Here is a 19,072-nt window from a genome sequence, read left to right on the forward strand (position 1 = left end):
GATGAACAGCTCCCAAGACGCTGCACTCGCGACTTTGCACACTGACCGCCCATTCAACCTGAGGCCGCTGCTGTTGGCCAACATGGCCTGCACCATGGCGATGATGGCATTTGTCTCGCTGATTGGCCCGATCGCTCGGGTGCTTGGCCTGGCCACCTGGCAGGCAGGTGCGGCGGTCACCGTGTCCGGGGTGATCTGGATGCTTCTGGCTCGTCCATGGGGCCAGGCCAGTGACCGACTGGGCCGGCGCCGTGTGCTGCTGCTGGGCACCGGTGGTTTCACCCTGGCCTACTGGGCGCTGTGCGTGTTTATCGATGCGTCCCTGCAACTGCTGCCATCGGCCATGTTGGCGTTTATCGGGCTGATTCTGGGTCGTGGCCTGATCGGCGTGTTCTACGCTGCGATACCGGTGGGCGGCTATGCGCTGGTGGCCGACAACATTGAGCCTGAGCACCGCGCCAAGGCCATGGCTTCCCTGGGCGCCGCCAACGCCTGCGGCCTGGTGCTGGGCCCGGCGATTGCTGCGCTGTTGGCGCGTCACAGCCTGAGCCTGCCGTTTTATGCGATGGCGGTGTTACCGCTGTTGGGATTCTTGTTGCTGCTGGCCAAATTGCCGCGCCAGGAGCTGCACCTCAAGCAGCCGCCCAAGCCGGTCAACCTCTCGGACCCACGCCTGCGTCGACCGTTGGTGGTGGCGTTTGTCGCGATGCTGTGTGTGTCGATCGCGCAGATAACCGTGGGTTTTTTCGCGTTGGATCGCTTGAAGATGAACCCGGCCGATGCGGCACAAACTGCCGGTATCGCCCTGACCATGGTCGGGCTGGCGTTGATCTGTTCGCAACTGGTAGTGCGCAAACTGGAGTGGCCGCCGCTGCGGATGATTCGCATCGGTGCGGTGGTGTCAGCCCTGGGATTTGCCGGCAGCATGTTCGCTGATACGGCCTGGATCCTGTGGCTGTGCTTTTTTGTGTCCGCGGCCGGCATGGGCTGGATCTTCCCGTCTTTCGCGGCGCTGGCGGCGAATGCGGTGGATGCGTCGGAGCAAGGCGCCACGGCAGGTTCGGTGGGTGCGGCCCAAGGCCTGGGCGTGGTGGTCGGGCCGTTGGCCGGGACCTTGATCTACGCGATCGAACCTCGCCTGCCCTACTTGGTGGCGGCGGCGCTGCTGCTATTGATCGCGTGCTGGCCGGCGGCACGGCAACCAGGTAACACCCCAGGTTGAGCTACCTGTTATTTCTGACAGTAGACGTCCATCCCTGAAAAGCCTCTGATAAAGCGCGTGGCCGCAGCATTAGCTGAGGCCACCTACCTTTTCTGGAGACAAGCACCATGAGCGACGACCTGAATGACTTGACGACATTTACTGACAGAAATTGGAATGGCTGGCACCCGGACCGCCCAGACACCGCAAAGCTTGAGCCACGGACGCCTGGGAACGATCACGAGTTCTACCTCACCAATGCATCCGATGCGGTTCATGAGATGGGTATCTCCAAGTCCTACTCATTCATAAAGGGCACTGAATACACAGTGATCTTTGAATACCGGACCCTATCGGAAACGGACATCATCGTGTTGGCGGGAGGCTTGGAGCAAGCATACGGGCCACATCCACCGTCTCCCGGCTGGACGCGCCTGACTGTCCCTCTTCCGTACGTGAAAGAGGACGGAGGCACTCACCCAATCTCAATCAGACTCTGGTCAAGAAGTGCAGGCAGCGAACCCCATCGCTACGACTTGGACAACATTCTTGTCAGGTCGATTCCGGATTAACCTGCAAGGTCACGGGCCCTACAAAATCCGATACAGCAAACGCTCGATCCGCACCCGGCTGACCCGGCGCAAGAACTTGCCGACGGCCGCCGGGTACTCCACCAGGGTTTCCAGCTGCTGGTAGCGTTCAATACGCGAGGTGTGCTGGAAAATCTCGGCAAGCTCGGTGCGCCGTGGCCCTACCCACTCACCCTTGGGATCATCGATCAGCAAGGCGTTTTCCAGGTCGAGGCGAAACGCTCGTGGGTTGATGTTGTTGCCGGTCAGCAAGGTGTAGCGCTGGTCGACCCACATGCCCTTGAGGTGGTAGGTGTTGTCGCCGTCGCGCCACAGGTGCAGGTTCAGCTGGCCGCTGTCGATCATGCGCTGGTGGCGCTTGGCGAAGCGACGCAGGCTTATTTCGTAGAGATACGGTAGCGCGGCGATGACCTTGAACGGCTCGCTCGGCGGGATGTAGAAGTCGTTGGCAGTCTTGTCGCCAACAATGATGTCAATCTTCACCCCGCGGGCCAGGGCGCGGTTGATTTCCCGGGTCACCGGCAGCGGCAGGTTGAAGTACGGCGTACAGATAGTCAGCTGGTGCTGGGCGCTGGCAATCAGCTCGCAGATCACCCGGCTCAGGGGGTTGTTCTTGCACACGCCCAGCAACGGACTGACCGTCAGGCTGCCGTTGGGCAACTGCCCCGCCGTGGTGTCATACACCGCGTGTTTCAGGCGGCTGCGCAGGTCGCCGATGTCGTTGCGCAGGCTGCGGGTGGTCGGCGGGTTGGGCAGGTCCAGGCGATGCACCGCCTTGGCGGCCACCAGGCCGTGCTCCACCAGGTGCTGCATCGAGTCGGCCAGCGCCTTGTTGTGGATCAGGTGATAACGGTCATAGCGGTACTTGTCGAACTTGTGCAGGTACACGTTATTCAGGCTGGCGCCGCTGTACAGCACGCTGTCATCGATCACGAAGCCCTTGAGGTGCAGCACGCCGAACAGTTCGCGGGTTTGCACCGGCACCCCATACACCGGCACTTCGGTGCTGTGGGACTCGGTCATGGCCTGGTACCAGGCGCTGTTGCCCGGCTGCTTGCCGGCGCCGATCAAACCACGCTGGGCCCGCAGCGAGTCGACCACCACCACGATATCCAGCCCGGGCCGGGCGGCCTTGGCAGCATGCAGCGCGTCGTAGATCTCTTGTCCCGCCTCATCCTGCTGCAGGTATAACGCCACGATGTAGATGCGCTGGGTGGCCTGGGAAATTTTCTCCAGCAGGCAACGGCGGTACTCGGCGGCGCCGGACAGCACCTCGATCGCGTCGGGCGTGAGGGGAAAACCGCGCAGCTTGGGCAACAGGGAGCGTTTGAATAACGACGGCATAGGGCTCGCAATGGGTCGAATCCGAAGGACTCCAGAGCTTACACCATGGGCTGGCTCAGGTCTTCCCGCCCAGGGTTAAAAATAATTAATTGACCAAGGAGAACGATCGTTCTACTGTAATCTCCATGAACGATATCACTCGCGACATTATCCTCGACGTTACCGAAAAGTTGATCTACCGAAATGGCATCGCTGCCACCGGCATGGATCTTCTGGTGAAAACCGCCGGCGTCTCCAGAAAGAGCGTCTACCGCTACTTCGCCAACAAGGACGAACTGGTGATTGCCGCCCTGCAACGCCGCGACGAGCGCTGGATGCAATGGCTGCGCAGCGAAGTTGAACACCACTCCACCACGGGCGAGCGCCTGCTGGGTGTGTTCAGCGCGTTGAAAACCTGGTTCGGCTCCGATGACTTTCGCGGCTGCGCCTTCATCAACACCAGCGGCGAGACCGGCGACCCGCACAACCCGGTGCGCCAACTGGCCAAGGCCCATAAACAGAAACTGTTCGAGTACGCCCTCGAACTGTGTCAAGCACATGGCACCCCCGACCCGGAACGCCAGGCCGCGCACCTGCTGATCCTGATTGATGGCGCCATTACCGTTGCCCTGGTGATGGGCGACACCACCGCTGCCGATAATGCGCAATCCATCGCGCGAACCCTATTGCAACTTTGACCTGACTTTTAAACCTGTTAAGGAGCCGTCCCATGTCATCCAACGCAGAAATACGCCCGCCGTTGCCGCCATTCACCCGTGAATCGGCGATTGAAAAAGTTCGCTTGGCCGAAGACGGCTGGAACTCCCGGGACCCGCAACGGGTGTCCCTGGCCTATACCCTGGATACCCAATGGCGCAACCGTGCCGAGTTCGCCCACAACCGCGAAGAGGCCAAGTCCTTCCTGACCCGCAAATGGGCAAGAGAGCTGGATTATCGGTTGATCAAGGAGTTGTGGGCGTTTACCGGCAACCGCATTGCGGTGCGCTATGCCTATGAATGGCATGACGACTCCGGCAACTGGTTCCGCTCCTACGGCAACGAGAACTGGGAGTTTGACGAGAACGGCTTGATGGCGAACCGGTTTGCCTGCATCAACGACATGCCGATCAAGGAAAGCGAGCGCAAGTTCCACTGGCCGCTGGGGCGGCGTCCGGATGAGCATCCGGGGTTGTCGGAGCTTGGGTTGTAGGCTCGACGCTACACAACTGTGGGAGCGGGCTTGCTCGCGAAGGCAATGGCTCAGCCAACATCTCCAGCGACTGACCCACCGCTTTCGCGAGCAAGCCCGCTCCCACATTGGTATTTGCCGTATCCGTCAGTCCTGGTTCAAACCCACCCGATACAACACGCCGTTATCTTCATCCGTGAGCACATACAGGTAACCATCCGGGCCCTGGCGCACATCGCGGATCCGCGCTTTCAGGCCGCCCAGCAGTCGCTCTTCGTGGATGATCTTGTCCCCATCGAACTGCAAGCGAATCAACTCCTGGCTGACTAATGCCCCGATAAACACGTTGTGCTGCCAGGCCTTGAACCGGTCGGCGTCGTAGAACGCCATGCCACTCACGCCGGGGGATTTCTCCCAGACATGGTGCGGCGGCACTGTGCCTTCGGCGGTCTTGCCCTTGGCCTCGGGAATCGGCGTCAGGGAATAGTTGATGCCATGGGTTGCCAGGGGCCAGCCGTAGTTTTTCCCTCGTTCAATGATATTGATCTCATCCCCGCCGCGCGGGCCGTGTTCGTTTTCCCAGAGTGTGCCGCTCCACGGGTTGAGTGCCGCACCCTGGGGGTTACGCTGGCCGTAGGACCAGATTTCCGGCCTCACGCCTTCCTGGCCGACGAAGGGGTTGTCTTCAGGTATACGACCGTCCGGGAAGATCCGCACCACTTTGCCTTGCAGCTTGTCGAGGTCCTGGGCGGTGGGGCGGTCGTTGTTTTCCCCAAGGGTCACAAACAGGTAACCATCGCGGTCAAACACCAGCCGCGAGCCGAAGTGGTTGCCCGTGGACAGCTTGGGCTCCTGACGCAGGATCACCTTGAAGTCTTGCAGGCCGCTCAGGTCATCGCTCAAGCGCCCACGCCCGACTGCGGTGCCTGCGGTGCCATTAGTGCCGCCGCCCTCGGCGTAGGACAGGTACACCAGGCGGTCCTCCTTGAAGTCCGGCGACAGCACCACGTCCAGCAGGCCGCCCTGCCCTTTGGCAAACACCTTCGGCACGCCACTCAGGGGCGCGGACAGTTTGCCTTCCGGGCTGACAAACCGCAGGTTGCCGGGACGTTCGGTGACCAGGAAGCCTTGCTTGTCCGGCAGGAACGCCACCGCCCACGGGTGATCGAGGCCCTTGGCAATCGGGGTGACGGTGATACTCCCTTGCTCGCTTGGAAACTGTTGGGTGGCGGCCGCCGAGACAGGCAGCGCCAGGGGCAGCAAGGCAGCGGCGCAGAAGGTCGCTAGAAGGGTTTTGCGTAACAGCATACGGTGGGTTTCCTTGTCGTCTTTACACACTCAATCGCCGCGATTGCCATTGGCGTCACGGGTGGGAGTCTTGGGCTGGATAGCCGGCGGGGTCTGCGCGCCGTCACGGCGCTGGACGCTGTTGCCGATACCGCCGTTTTGCAGGGTCGGCGGCCGCTGTGCCGGCGGAATATAGGTGCCTCGCGCTGCCGGCGCGTTGGGCTGGGTGCCCTGCATGCTGTTGGGATTGGCCTGGTGGATGGGGCCGTTGTAGGGGTTGTTGCTGCTGCCGGGCAGGTTTTGCGCCTGTGCCAAAGAACTCAAGGCCAGGCCCAACGCCAATACGGCAAGGTTGCGCAAACGGGTGTTCATGACAAAGCCTCTCTGGGCGCAAGTAATACGTGCTTTCGATAACACGCTACGCCTTGGGTTCGGCTTTGGTAACTAAATAGTTTCTCATCAGGTGTAACACGATCTGTCTGAAACCCTGGTGCCAGCCGGCTGGCCAGGGAAACTTTTGCCGAATCCGCCCTGTCACCTGAAGACCACACACTTCAGGAATACCGACATGCCACGGGCTATCTGGAAAGGCGCAATCAGTTTTGGCTTGGTGCACATCCCCGTGTCACTGGTCTCGGCCACGTCCTCCCAGGGCGTCGACTTCGACTGGCTGGACAAACGCAGCATGGACCCGGTGGGTTACAAGCGCATCAACAAGACCACCGGCAAGGAAGTCACCAAGGAGAATATCGTCAAGGGCGTGGCCTACGAGAAAGGTCGCTACGTGATCCTCAGCGAAGACGAAATCCGCTCGGCCCACCCCAAGTCCACCCAGACCATCGAAATCATCGCGTTTGTGGCCAGCGACCAGATCCCGTTGCAGAACATCGACACGCCCTACTTCCTGGCCCCCGACAAGCGCGGCGGCAAGGTGTATGCCCTGCTGCGCGAAACCCTGAAGAAAACCCGCAAGGTCGCCCTGGCCAACGTGGTGCTGCACACCAAGCAGCACCTGGCGGCACTGATGCCGCTGGAGTCGGCGCTGGTGCTGGTGATGCTGCGCTGGCCTGCCGAAGTGCGTGGCCTGGACGAGTTGGAATTGGGCAGCGACGTGACCAAACCGACATTGGCCAAGGGCGAACTCGACATGGCCAAGCGTCTGGTGGAAGACATGAGTGCCGACTGGCAGCCGGACGAATACCGCGACAGCTTCCAGGAAAAGATCATGGCGCTGGTGGCGAAGAAGGCCAAGGCCGGCAAGATCGAAGACGTGGAATCCAGCGAAGGTGTCGACGAGCGCAAATCTGCGGACGTGATCGACCTGACGGAGTTGCTCAAGCGCAGCCTGGCCGGCAAGCCCGCGACCAAGGCTGCAGCCAAGAAACCTGCCGCGAAAAAGACCAGCAAGGCTTCATGAGGTAGACCGCCATGGCCAAGCCCCTGAGTGAATACAACGCCAAGCGCGACTTCGATGTGACCGCCGAACCCGCCGGCAGTGCGCCTCGCGCCAGGAACCGGGCGCATGCCCTGTCGTTCGTGATTCAAAAGCACGATGCGCGCAACCTGCATTATGACTTTCGCCTGGAGCTCGACGGCGTCCTCAAAAGCTGGGCGGTGCCCAAGGGCCCAAGCCTCGACCCGAGCCAGAAGCGCCTCGCGGTGCATGTGGAAGATCATCCATTGGGCTATGGCAGTTTCGAGGGCAGCATTCCGGCAGGCCAATACGGCGCTGGCGATGTGATCGTGTGGGATCGCGGCGTGTGGCAGCCCCACGATGACCCGCACAAGGCCTACGCGGCCGGCAAGCTCAAGTTCAGCCTGATCGGCGAAAAACTGGCAGGCGACTGGACGCTGGTGCGCACCCGACTCAAGGGCAGCGGCGACAAGGAGCAGTGGTTGTTGATCAAGGAGAACGATCAGCAGGCACGCCCGGTGGCTGACTACGATGTGGTCCAGGCTGAACCGAAAAGCGTGCTGAGCGACGCAACGGTGGGGGCTGCGAAAAAGCCCGCAGCGGCGAAGAAAGCCAGGCGCAAGCCCTCAACCGCCCTGCCCGATCAACTCGCGCCACAGCTGGCGACACTGGTGGACCGTGCACCGGAAGGCGATTGGGTGTACGAGATCAAATTCGACGGCTATCGCATCCTCGCACGGATTCGCGATGGCGAAGTTCGGCTGTTCACCCGCAATGGCCATGACTGGACCGATCGCCTGCCACGCCAGGCCAAGGCCCTGGAAGCCCTGAAGCTCAAGGACAGTTGGCTTGACGGTGAGGTGGTCAGCCTGAACGCCGACGGGCTGCCGGATTTCCAGGCGCTGCAGAACGCTTTTGATATCGGCCGGAGCCTGGACATTGTCTATTACCTGTTCGATGCGCCGTTCCTGGACGGCCGCGACCAGCGCGAAGCCGCTGTCGAAGAGCGCCGCACCGCGCTGAAGGACGCGGTTAGCCGCAGCAAGAGCAAGCTGCTGCGCTTCTCCGAGTCCTTTGCTGCCAACCAGCGGGATATCTTCGAAAGTGCCTGCGACCTGGCGCTGGAGGGCGTGATCGGCAAACGTGCCGGCAGCCCCTACGTTTCCAGGCGCAGCCCGGACTGGATCAAGCTCAAGTGCCGGCTGCGCCAGGAATTCGTGATCGTAGGGTTCACCCGCCCGCAAGGTTCGCGCAGCGGGTTTGGCGCGCTGTTGCTGGCGGTCAATGATGACAGCGACCTGGTGTATGCCGGGCGCGTAGGTACCGGATTCGATCAGGCCGCGCTGAAAAAGATCAGTGCACAGTTGAAGGCGCTGGAACGCCAGACTTCACCGCTGGCCAAGCCCCTGACCAGTGCCCAGGCACGCGGCGTGCACTGGGTCGAGCCGCAGCTGGTGGGCGAAGTGCAATTTGCCGAATGGACCCGCGAAGGTGTGGTGCGCCAGGCGGCGTTTGTCGGGCTGCGCACCGACAAGCCGGCGGAGCAGATTGTGCATGAACAGCCGCGGACGGCCAAATCGCTGAAGGAAAAACCCCGCAAACAGGCGGCGGGCACCGGCGCCGTGGCTGGGGTCAGGATTACCCATCCGGACCGAGTCATCGATGCCCAGAGCGCTACACAGAAACTGCAACTGGCACAGTTCTATGAGGGCATCAGCGAATGGCTCCTGCCCTTTCTGCGCAACCGGCCGGTGTCCTTGCTCAGGGCACCGGAAGGCATTGCCGGCGAACAGTTTTTCCAGAAGCACTCCGAGCGCCTGGCGATCCCGAATATCAAGCAACTGGACCAGGCCCTGGACCCGGGCCATGCGCGGCTGATGGAAATCGACAGCCCGGCCGCGCTCATCGGTGCCGTGCAGATGGGTACCGTCGAGTTGCATACCTGGGGCGCTACCGCTGACAAGATTGAAACCCCGGACCTGTTTGTGCTCGACCTCGACCCGGACCCGGCACTGCCGTGGAAAAGCATGCTTGAAGCGGCGCAACTGACCTTGTCGGTACTCGATGAACTGGGGCTTGAAGCGTTCGTCAAGACCAGCGGCGGCAAAGGCCTGCACCTGGTGGTGCCGCTGGCGCGCCGCGACGGCTGGGACTCGGTAAAAGCCTTCGCCAAGGCCATCGCCCAGTTCATGACGCTGCAGTTGCCTGAACGCTTTACCGCGACTTCGGGCCCGAAGAATCGCGTGGGCAAGATCTTCATCGACTACCTGCGCAACGCCCGGGGCGCCAGCACGGTAGCCGCCTACTCGGTGCGGGCGCGGCCCGGCCTGCCGGTATCGGTACCGGTGAGTCGTGATGAGTTGAAGAGTCTGCACAGCGCCCAACAATGGACGGTGGCTAACTTGCACGAGCGTTTGCAGGGTTTGAAAAAGGACCCGTGGGCGGGTTATGCCAATCGGCAGAAGATCAGCAAGAAGATGTGGGAGAAGCTGGGGGCGCATCCGCCAGGCTGATGCGCTCCGCTGCCCGGTTCAGATGAGGATGAAGATCGCGGCCAGGCCGGCAAAGATCGCCCACTTTTCCAGGTAGTAACGGGTGCGGTTGCGTTTCTTCAACTCCTTGCCCCGCAGGCGAATCTTGTACAGGCGGGTAAATGCACGGTTCAGGCCGCCGGTCTTGTCACCGGCATCGTTGGGCGAACCGGCCGCAGCCATCACATTGCGGCTGAACCAACGGTTGAACGCGGCCGCCCAGCGGTACTTCATCGGGCGTTCGATATCGCAGAACAGAATGATCCGGTTCTGCTCGGTGGTGTTTTCGGCGTAGTGGATGAAGGTCTCGTCAAACATCACCGGCTCACCGTCGCGCCAGTAGTAGTTTTCACCATCTACGTTGATGTAGCAGCCCGGGGAGTTGGGCGTGTCCAGGCCCAGGTGGTAACGGTAGGAACCGGCATACGGGTCACGATGGCGTACCAGCTTTGAGCCCGGTGGCAGCTCGGCAAACATCGCGGCCTTGATCGAGCCGATGCTTTGCACCAGCTCGGTGGTGCGCGGGCACAGCTTCATCGCCGAAGGATGGCTGTCGCCATACCACTTCAAATAGAAACGCTTCCAGCCCGACTTGAAGAACGAATTGAAACCCACGTCATTGTACTGGTCGGAGCGCTTGATCTCGCCTGCGCGCAACAGGTTCTGGCCTTCCTCGCGGATCTCTTGCCAATGCTCCTGAAGCGGGCTCAGGTCGGGAAAGTCGCTGGGGGACAGGTACGGTCGGCTGGGCAGTTTGGAAAAGAGGTAGAGAAAGCAGTTCACCGGAGCCAGGAAGGTCGAGTGATCACTGAGCTGGCGCCCCAGCTTGTGGCGCACCCGGCCACGCAGGTGGACATACGCAATAGAGGCAACGTAGAGAGCAACAATGATGAGTTTCAAGGTATTCGTCACAAGTCAGAAGAGAACAGGCTGCTCCCGCGTGCCCACAACGGCCGAGGATTGAAGATGCAGCACCTGAAATCACAATTCACAAAACCGGCAACACGAACGGCTGGGTGACAATCCGGTCGTGGCCATTGGCAGCTATTTTAGCCACACTTTGTAACCAAAGGTTAATCAAGATTTGTGAAAAGGTGTCCAGTGAGTGTGCCAGGAAGAGCAGCAGCGGGCTTGCCGGGCGGCCTGCCCGCTGCTGCAGGCGTCAGATTTTCGGTTCGTCATCCTTGCGTGGACGCAGAGCAAGCCGATGTTCATCCAGCTGCGAGTAGGGTATGGCTTCGCGCCGTGCCAGGATGAAATGGCGGACCAGTGCAATCAGCATACCCAGAATCAACCCCGCAACCACGCTCAGCATTATCACAAGGCCTTTTTTAGGCTTGATCGGGCTGAGTGGCTCCTGGGCACGACGGTCAATGGTGACCAGTTTGAGGTCACTCATGTCGATATTGAGGCTCCGCAACCGCGCGACTTCCGCGCGTAACGGTTCAACATCCTGCAAGAAAATGTCTTCATTCCCGCGTTTTTTCAGGACCTCGACTTCTCGGTTGACCTCCAGCATCTGCAACTCTTTGCCAATCTGCGCAACGCGACCGTTAGTGAAGTCGTCGCTGGTGCGCGCCAGCAAGGCCGTACGTTCCGCCTCAAGCGCTTCTGTCCCGAGGAAGTACAGCGGGATTTTCTGATTATTGACCTCGGTGCGCATCATTTGATTGGAGCCGCCACGAGAGGCATCCGCCATGGATGACGGGGTAGTCGGCGTCTTGATGCCCATCGACTTGGCGATGGAGATGGCCTCGGCCAACTCCGCCAGTCGGTTCGTTCGCTCCATTTTCATCTGCAAGCGCAGGGCAACCAATTCGTCTTCCAATTGAGCGCGCTTGAGCCGGTCGGCCTCAAGCAGCTTGGCAATTTTCGACTCCTTATCGGTTTCGTAGTTGGAGCGCGCTGCGTCAATCTTGCCCTTGAGTTCGTTCAGGCGGTTATTGACGATCACTTTCAGGTCTGCACCCACTTGGGCGCGTTCCGACGCGATGGCGTAGTCCACAAAGCCGTTGAGAATGGCAACGCCGTCGATGTCTTTGGGGTATTGCAACTCAAGCCGGATATAACTGCTCAGGGAGTCGGCTTTTTTTGGATCCGGCAGAATAAGGTTGATCGAGTTTCGATTGAATGCTTCAAAACTCTGCTCCAGGCTTTGCCCGGTTTTCTGGAACGCCTTGAAAAGGTCCTCATGCGACTTGAAGAACCCCAGGCGGGCTTCGTAGGAGTCCAGTTGTGCGCCGACTTTATTCAGCGCGTCCGCCGGGGGCAACTTATAGACTTCGGAGCGGTTCAGTGCATCCAGTTCATTGATGGCTGCAGGGCGCAGCACACTGCTGACCTCATACTCCCGCGGTGCCAGAAATGCGTAGCCAGCGCCCAGGACTCCCGCGAGAATTGTACAACCCAGCACTAACTTCTTTTGTCGCCAGATACCATGACACAGTTCAAACAGATCAATTTCGTCCGATGCCGCATGAGCGTGGAGCCGAGGAGTTTTATTCAAAACTGATGCACCTTAAAAAATCGACAGTCAGCGGTCATACATATTCATCAAATACTGAATGACCGCTTGAAAATCAGGGACAACGCCCTGTACACAAGACACACACGGTCTACCGATGGTCATCCGACCACCTCGGTCACGGAAAAATCCCACATCACCGTAGATTGTTTTCGTTCAGATACCCAGGAGTCCCTACCCTGGTGCTGAGCGTAGACGAACTTGTAAAGAACCGTTTCCGAATCAACGCATAAAATGGCGCTAAATACCCGTGAATATTGGGAAAATTCGTACGCAACCTTGAGAAAACAGACAATTCTCACAAAATCGATTCAGCTCATCCGTCAGGCGCCTACACCCCAGGGCATTGACTGATCATTTTTCAACCAAAAAAAAGGAATTTGTATGACCTCTGTTTCAATTGATGACTTTGAGGCGCTCCAGGGCGCATGGGAACAAACGGCACTGGAAGACAATGGCGTGCCCAATCCCACGGATGAACACAGCGCGCCAGGCGCGATCACGACAATCTCGGGCGATCAATTCCAGGTGGTGACGGTCGACGGCGAGGTTTTACTGGCAGGCAGCTTCACGCTCGATGCCAGCACGGCACCCAAAAGCATTACCTGGGTTGACTCGATGGGAGAGGATGCCGGCAAACAGTTACCCGCGAGTTACCGGCTGGAAGGTGATCACTTCGTGTTTATTGCGGCAGATGAAGGCATGCCCCGCCCTACCCGCTTCAGTACCGGCCAAGGGCAAACCATGCGCACGTTCGTGCGCAAACCCTGACACGGATATACATCCGTTCCTGCGACATGGTTTTCACATGGCCTTCACGTGTTGACCTATAGCGTGAAGGCTACCTACTCCAGTGAACACCTTGGCCCGTCTACCCCACGGGCCTTTTTTTGCCTGCACGGCAGCCAATCAGCACGGGCGCTTGATGGCGGTGAGGGTGTAGCACGGGGCAGTTGAGCGGGCTGGTTTTGATACCTGGGCTGAGAGCATGTCCATTGCGTCTCCAATATGTTCCGGTCATTGCGACAAAAGAAGTCCGCCCTACACCGAAAGCCTCGCCATCCTTGAACCGGTAAAGAGCCTTCACTGTAGGGCGAACGGACGGAAAATAAGCCAGGCTTATTGGATGTTCAACTGTTAACAATAAAAAGCCCTGAAAAAGCCTCGATCAGCGCTATTTTTCGATGCAAATGGCTCCACTTTGTAAATGTTTTTGCTTGTATTGCCATACGAGTGCAACGCCGCCTTCAGAAACTATACCTTCACGCCATGGGTCACTACTGCTACCGACCTCTTGCCTGAAGACCGTGCCATGGCTACTCGCTCTGACCTGCGCAACACCCTGTCCCTGGACAGCCTGAACTTCTTCCTGGCGGACGTGCGTGACGGACTGGGGCCGTACCTGGCGATTTATCTGCTGGCCGTGCACCACTGGGACCCCGCCAGCATCGGCGTGGTCATGACCCTGGCCGGCATCGCGGCCCTGCTCACCCAGACGCCGGCCGGCGCATTGATTGACCGAACCCGCAGCAAACGGGCAGTGATCGTGATCGCCGCGCTGCTGGTGACTGCCAGTTGCCTGCTCCTGCCCTTCGTCAGCTCCTTCAGCCTGGTGGCGCTGACCCAGGCGGCCAGTGCAGCGGCGGCCTCGGTGTTTGCGCCGGCCATCTCGGCGATTTCCCTCGGGATCACCGGGCCGCGCGCTTTTACCCGGCGCACCGGCCGCAATGAAACCTTCAACCACGCCGGCAACGCGGTGGCGGCCCTGCTCGCTGGTGGGTTCGCCTACCTGTTCGACCCGGTGGCGGTGTTCTATCTGATGGCAGTCATGGCTGCGGCGAGTGTCATCGCGGTCAGCTGCGTGTCAGCCCAGGCAATCGACCACGAAGTCGCACGGGGTTTCGACCCTGCGCATGGCACCGGCCATGAACAACCGTCGGGGTTGGCCGTGCTTCTGGCGAACAGGCCCTTGATGCTGTTTGCCATCTGCTGCGCGCTGTTTCACCTGGCCAATGCGGCCATGCTGCCGCTGGTCAGCCAGAAGCTGTCGCAGATCAACCTGCAGATGGCCACGCCGCTGACCTCGGCCTGCATCGTCGCGGCCCAGTTGGTGATGGTGCCGGTGGCCTGGCTGGTGGGCGTGAAGGCCGACGTGTGGGGGCGCAAGCCGTTGCTGCTCGCCGGTTTCATGATCCTGCCGCTGCGGGGCGTGTTGTATACGCTGTCCAGTGATCCTTATTGGCTGGTGGCAGTGCAGATGCTTGACGGCGTCGGCGCCGGGGTGTTCGGCGCGCTGTTTCCGGTGATCGTCAAAGACCTCACCCAGGGCACCGGACGCTTCAATGTCAGCCTGGGCGCGCTGTCCACGGCATTCGGCCTCGGGGCGGCCTTGAGCAGCAGCCTGGCAGGTTTTGTCGTGCAGTGGGCGGGTTACAACGCCGCGTTCCTGACCCTGGCCGGCGTGGCGGCCGTCGCATTGGGGCTGGTGTGGGTGGCAATGCCGGAGACTCGGGCGAATCCATCCGTGCAGCGCCATACAACTCCCGCCTGACATATGCGACAATGCGCGCCAAATTCCAACATGCACCCATTTTTCTGCTCAGCGACTGGGCCCCAAGCCTTGATGTCGCTGCCGACGTATGCCCGTTGGCCTGGGCCACAAAATGGGCCCGGCTCAAATTAGCGCACTCCAAGCTATTGATAGGTAAAGTAATTGATCTCCACAGCTAACATCACCATGCAGTTCGGCGCCAAGCCGCTATTTGAGAACGTTTCGGTCAAGTTCGGCGCAGGCAACCGTTATGGCCTGATCGGTGCCAACGGTTGCGGCAAGTCGACTTTCATGAAAATCCTCGGTGGCGACCTCGACCCGTCGGGCGGCCAGGTCATGCTGGAGCCGAACGTGCGCCTGGGTAAACTGCGCCAGGACCAGTTCGCCTACGAAGAATTCACCGTACTCGACACCGTGATCATGGGTCACGAAGAGCTGTGGAAGGTCAAGGCCGAGCGCGACCGCATCTACTCGCTGCCGGAGATGACCGAAGACGACGGCATGGCCGTGGCTGAGCTGGAAACCGACTTCGCCGAGATGGACGGCTACACCGCCGAATCCCGCGCCGGTGAGTTGCTGCTGGGCCTGGGTATCGGCATCGAGCAGCACAACGGCCCGATGAGTGAAGTGTCACCAGGCTGGAAGCTGCGTGTATTGCTGGCCCAGGCGCTGTTTTCCGATCCGGAAGTGTTGCTGCTCGACGAGCCGACCAACCACCTGGACATCAACACCATCCGCTGGCTGGAAAACATCCTGACCCAGCGTAACAGCCTGATGATCATCATCTCTCACGACCGTCACTTCCTGAACAGCGTCTGCACCCACATGGCCGACCTGGACTACGGCGAGCTGCGCCTGTTCCCGGGCAACTACGACGAATACATGACCGTGGCGACCCAGTCCCGCGAGCAGTTGCTGTCGGACAACGCCAAGAAGAAAGCGCAGATCTCCGAGCTGCAATCCTTCGTCAGCCGCTTCTCGGCCAACGCCTCGAAAGCCAAGCAGGCCACTTCCCGTGCCAAGGCGATCGACAAGATCCAGCTGGCCGAAGTCAAGCCATCGAGCCGCGTCAGCCCGTTCATCCGCTTCGACCAGACCAAGAAGCTGCACCGCCAGGCGGTCATCGTCGATCGCATGGCCAAGGGCTTTGACGGCAAGACGCTGTTCAAGGACTTCAGCTTCCAGGTTGAAGCCGGCGAGCGCGTGGCGATCATTGGCCCGAACGGTATCGGCAAGACCACCCTGCTGCGTACCCTGGTCAACGAACTGACCCCGGATGCCGGTACGGTCAAGTGGACCGACGCGGCTGAACTGGGCTATTACGCCCAGGACCATGCTTCGGACTTCGAAGACGAGTCCAACCTGTTCGACTGGATGGGCCGCTGGACCAAGGAAGGCGAGCAAGTGGTTCGCGGCACCCTGGGCCGCATGCTGTTCTCCAACGACGAGATCCTGAAGTCGGTGAAGGTGATTTCCGGTGGCGAGCAAGGTCGCATGCTGTTCGGCAAGCTGATCCTGCAAAAGCCGAACGTGCTGATCATGGACGAGCCGACCAACCACTTGGACATGGAGTCCATCGAGGCGCTGAACCTGGCGTTGGAGAACTACCCGGGTACGCTGATCTTTGTCAGCCATGACCGGGAGTTTGTGTCGTCCCTGGCCACCCGCATCATCGAGCTGAGCCCGAGTGGGGTGATCGACTTCAGCGGGACTTATGACGATTACCTGCGTAGTCAGGGTGTGGTTTTCTAAGAGCCGCCGGTAGTTTGAAATGCGAAAGCCCCGTCCAGTGTGATGGGGCTTTTTTTTGGGGTATGGCTCTGCTTTTCTGTGGGAGCCGTCGAGCTTTAGCGAGGCCGCGATAGCGGTGTGCCAGGCAACATCTTTATTGACCATGCCGCCGCCTTCGCAGCCTCGCTAAAGCTCGACAGCTCCCACACTTTACCGCGTCCGCTTTAGTCGTCCCGGGCCAGGGAGGCCCCATGGATCCAAAGCCGGATAGGCACGGGCCGCAATATCATCAAATATAGTTAGCCTGCTTCCTTTTACCCCAAGCCCTTGCCATGATGCCCGCACCGCCCGCCCGCGAACGAGTCCCCATGCCTGCCACACAGCCCGCCACCCCCAGCTCCTTGTCGATCACCCTGCAGATCGTCTCCATCGTTTTCTACACGTTTATCGCGTTTATCTGTATCGGCCTGCCGATTGCCGTCATCCCCGGCTATGTCCACGGTGAGCTGGGTTTCAGCGCGGTGGTCGCCGGGATAACCATCGGCTCGCAATACCTGGCCACGCTGCTCAGCCGCCCCATGGCCGGGCGCATGTCGGACAACGTGGGCACCAAGCGCGCTATCGTGCTGGGCCTGAGCGGGATTCTGCTGAGCGGGGTGCTGACGTTCATCGCCACGCTGGTGCAAAGCCTGCCGTTGCTGAGCCTCGGCATATTGATTGTCGGCCGGCTGTTACTCGGCGTCGCGCAGGGCCTGATCGGCGTCGGCACCATCAGTTGGTGCATGGGCGCGGTCGGTGCCGAACATACGGCACGATCGATCTCGTGGAACGGCATCGCCTCCTACGGCGCGATTGCCATTGGTGCACCGCTTGGGGTGGTGATGGTTGCCGACTACGGCTACACCAGCCTCGGAATCGCCCTCACGGCACTTTCCGCCCTGGGCCTGCTGCTGATTCGCAACAAACCTTCGGTGCCCGTGGTGCGCGGCGAGCGGCTGCCCTTCTGGGCGGTATTCGGGCGTATCGCGCCGTTCGGCGCCAGCCTGTGTCTCGCATCGATTGGCTACGGCACCCTCACCACGTTTATCACCCTCTACTACTTGAGCCGTGGCTGGACGGGCGCAGCCTGGTGCCTGACGGTATTTGGCGTGTGTTTCATCCTGTCACGGCTGGTGTTTATCTCTGCCATCAACCGCTTCGGCGGCTTCACCGCGGCGATTGCCTGCATGACCATCGAAACCCTGGGCCTGACGCTGCTGTGGCTGGCACCGTCCACCGGCGTGGCCTTGATCGGCGCCGGGCTGACCGGCTTTGGTCTGTCGCTGGTGTACCCGGCGCTGGGCGTGGAGGCGATCAACCAGGTGCCCAACAGCAGCCGGGGCGCCGGGTTGAGTGCATATGCGGTGTTTTTTGACCTGGCGCTGGCCATTGCCGGGCCGGTGATGGGTGCGGTGGCGCTGAACCTGGGCTACTCGTGGATCTTCTTTTGCGCCGCCCTGCTTTCCATCACCGGCCTGGGCCTGACGTTGCTGCTCAAGCGCCGCGCTTACTGATCAGCCGTCTGCAAGCCCGCCCGGGTGGATTGCCCGAGGGTGTGATTAAAGAACCGCCCGGCCTCGGAAATCAGGTCGCGGTGGATGCTTTCACGGTCAACCCCGTCGGCATCGGTGCACATGGCGGGCATCGCGGCCAGTTGGCTCTCGTCGCAAGGCGCCATGAACACAAAGTGCCCTGCCCCGGCCAGCAGCTTGAAGTCCGGCGGCTCCGGCAGTTTGCGCGCCAGGGCCTCGGCGTTCTTGTCCACGGCCACCAGCTTGTCGCCGTCGCCGCTGTAGAGCAGCACCGGTACATGCACGTCCGCCAGGGTGTGGCGGCCAAACATCAGGCTCAACGGCGCCATCAACATCAAGGCATGGATACGCGGGTCGGCCTGCGGTTGCAGGTCGTCGCGGTCGACGATCAACTCGCCCTTGGTGGTGCAGGCGTCGCGATCTTCCGGGCGTTGCTGGCAGTAGCGGCGCAGGCGGTCGAGGTCCGGCTTGGCGCCGGCGAGGATCAGCGCGGTTTCGCCACCGGCCGAATAACCGATGACGCCTACCTGGTCGACGTTGACGAATGGCGACAGCATCGGGTCGCCGAGGGTGGCGGTGATCGCTTCGGAAATCTGGATCGGGCGCCCGTACAGGTTGCTCAAGGTGCCCAGCCGGCTGTGATCCTTGTAGTTGTCGCCAGGGTGCAGCACCGCCACCACCACAAACCCCTTGCGCGCCAGGGAGGTGGCGAGGTCGTGCAGGGCCAGGGGCGTACCGGTATTGCCGTGGGACAGCATCAGCATTGGAAAGCGGCCGATGGCGATTTTCGAGTCTTCAGTGGCGGCGATGTGATAAGCGCCCACCTGGGTGGTGTGTTCCAGGCCGGTGGACGGGTAGAACGCGACGGCTTTCATCGGCTGCAGATCCAGCGGGTCGAGAAAGGTCATGCGGTGAAAGCCCACACTCCAATGGGGGTGCGGCGCGGGCGCGGCTTGCACTGAAATCAGGCCGCCGAGCAGGGAGAGAACCAAGACTGCACAAAGACGCATCATGGGGATGTCCACCTTTGTTGCGTAAGCCCGCGTAGCTGTTGAAGTATCCATGGTTCAGGCGCTCGGACTGGCAGGGTTTACCCATGCGTGCATAACCTGGGCCAAAGTAGTGACAGCGGGTAAACGAAAAAACTCCGTACTCCGATC

16 protein-coding genes are annotated in these 19,072 nt (G+C 60.6%); 10 read left to right on the plus strand and 6 right to left on the minus strand.

Annotated features, from left to right (window positions below; translation table 11 throughout):
• The first annotated feature begins 1 nt into the window (after position 1).
• Together HX807_RS17225 and HX807_RS17230 are read left to right on the plus strand one after the other, a co-directional pair.
• Positions 2-1,222, plus strand: a complete 1,221-nt coding sequence (locus HX807_RS17225) for an MFS transporter (protein ID WP_003218442.1) — start codon at positions 2-4, stop codon at positions 1,220-1,222.
• 107 nt (positions 1,223-1,329) lie between these two features.
• Positions 1,330-1,773: a hypothetical protein gene (locus HX807_RS17230; protein WP_008436193.1), complete on the plus strand. Its 444-nt coding sequence runs from the start codon at positions 1,330-1,332 to the stop codon at positions 1,771-1,773.
• Positions 1,774-1,791: 18 nt separating this feature from the next.
• Here the strand turns inward: HX807_RS17230 and pssA are convergent, their stop codons facing one another.
• Positions 1,792-3,135, minus strand: a complete 1,344-nt coding sequence (gene pssA, locus HX807_RS17235) for a CDP-diacylglycerol--serine O-phosphatidyltransferase (RefSeq protein WP_003218446.1) — start codon at positions 3,133-3,135, stop codon at positions 1,792-1,794.
• A gap of 125 nt (positions 3,136-3,260) precedes the next feature.
• Between pssA and HX807_RS17240 the strand changes: the two genes are divergently transcribed.
• Entirely contained in the window at positions 3,261-3,812 is a 552-nt protein-coding gene (locus tag HX807_RS17240; protein WP_177035623.1) for a TetR/AcrR family transcriptional regulator, read from the plus strand.
• A gap of 32 nt (positions 3,813-3,844) precedes the next feature.
• Complete coding sequence (locus HX807_RS17245; protein ID WP_177050534.1) at positions 3,845-4,324, plus strand: nuclear transport factor 2 family protein; 480 nt, start codon at positions 3,845-3,847, stop codon at positions 4,322-4,324.
• 126 nt (positions 4,325-4,450) lie between these two features.
• Here the strand turns inward: HX807_RS17245 and HX807_RS17250 are convergent, their stop codons facing one another.
• Positions 4,451-5,611, minus strand: a complete 1,161-nt coding sequence (locus HX807_RS17250; protein ID WP_177035622.1) for a PQQ-dependent sugar dehydrogenase — start codon at positions 5,609-5,611, stop codon at positions 4,451-4,453.
• A gap of 30 nt (positions 5,612-5,641) precedes the next feature.
• Positions 5,642-5,962 (minus strand): hypothetical protein, encoded by a 321-nt coding sequence (locus HX807_RS17255; protein ID WP_177009410.1) that lies wholly within the window; start codon positions 5,960-5,962, stop codon positions 5,642-5,644.
• Positions 5,963-6,158: 196 nt separating this feature from the next.
• Here HX807_RS17255 and HX807_RS17260 point away from each other — a divergent pair, with 196 nt between their 5' ends.
• Both HX807_RS17260 and ligD read left to right on the plus strand, forming a co-directional pair.
• Entirely contained in the window at positions 6,159-7,007 is an 849-nt protein-coding gene (locus HX807_RS17260) for a Ku protein (protein WP_003218456.1), read from the plus strand.
• Between the two features lie 11 nt (positions 7,008-7,018).
• The gene (gene ligD, locus HX807_RS17265; RefSeq protein WP_177050544.1) at positions 7,019-9,517 is read left to right on the plus strand and encodes a DNA ligase D; all 2,499 of its coding nucleotides are present in this window, start codon (positions 7,019-7,021) and stop codon (positions 9,515-9,517) included.
• An 18-nt stretch (positions 9,518-9,535) separates the two neighbouring features.
• Here the strand turns inward: ligD and lpxO are convergent, their stop codons facing one another.
• Positions 9,536-10,435, minus strand: coding sequence for a lipid A hydroxylase LpxO (gene lpxO, locus HX807_RS17270; protein WP_008436177.1), 900 nt, complete (start codon positions 10,433-10,435; stop codon positions 9,536-9,538).
• A 262-nt stretch (positions 10,436-10,697) separates the two neighbouring features.
• Positions 10,698-12,041, minus strand: a complete 1,344-nt coding sequence (locus tag HX807_RS17275) for an LPS O-antigen chain length determinant protein WzzB (RefSeq protein WP_043224670.1) — start codon at positions 12,039-12,041, stop codon at positions 10,698-10,700.
• A 402-nt stretch (positions 12,042-12,443) separates the two neighbouring features.
• Between HX807_RS17275 and HX807_RS17280 the strand changes: the two genes are divergently transcribed.
• The 4 genes from HX807_RS17280 (at position 12,444) to HX807_RS17295 (ending at position 17,894) form a co-directional block, all read left to right on the plus strand.
• Positions 12,444-12,830: a TIGR03067 domain-containing protein gene (locus HX807_RS17280; RefSeq protein WP_177050546.1), complete on the plus strand. Its 387-nt coding sequence runs from the start codon at positions 12,444-12,446 to the stop codon at positions 12,828-12,830.
• 541 nt (positions 12,831-13,371) lie between these two features.
• On the plus strand, positions 13,372-14,610 hold the full coding sequence (locus HX807_RS17285) for an MFS transporter (RefSeq protein ID WP_177050548.1): 1,239 nt from the start codon (positions 13,372-13,374) through the stop codon (positions 14,608-14,610).
• Between the two features lie 162 nt (positions 14,611-14,772).
• Positions 14,773-16,362 (plus strand): ABC-F family ATPase, encoded by a 1,590-nt coding sequence (locus HX807_RS17290; protein WP_008436174.1) that lies wholly within the window; start codon positions 14,773-14,775, stop codon positions 16,360-16,362.
• Between the two features lie 347 nt (positions 16,363-16,709).
• Positions 16,710-17,894 (plus strand): MFS transporter, encoded by a 1,185-nt coding sequence (locus tag HX807_RS17295; RefSeq protein WP_177050550.1) that lies wholly within the window; start codon positions 16,710-16,712, stop codon positions 17,892-17,894.
• Here the strand turns inward: HX807_RS17295 and HX807_RS17300 are convergent.
• Complete coding sequence (locus HX807_RS17300) at positions 17,888-18,925, minus strand: dienelactone hydrolase (protein ID WP_008436172.1); 1,038 nt, start codon at positions 18,923-18,925, stop codon at positions 17,888-17,890. The two genes, HX807_RS17295 and HX807_RS17300, sit on opposite strands and share 7 nt — an antisense overlap.
• Between the last annotated feature and the right edge of the window lie 147 nt (positions 18,926-19,072).

Origin of the sequence: Pseudomonas sp. D8002 (assembly GCF_013385695.1) — a bacterium.
In the GTDB taxonomy this organism is placed as follows: Bacteria; Pseudomonadota; Gammaproteobacteria; order Pseudomonadales; family Pseudomonadaceae; genus Aquipseudomonas.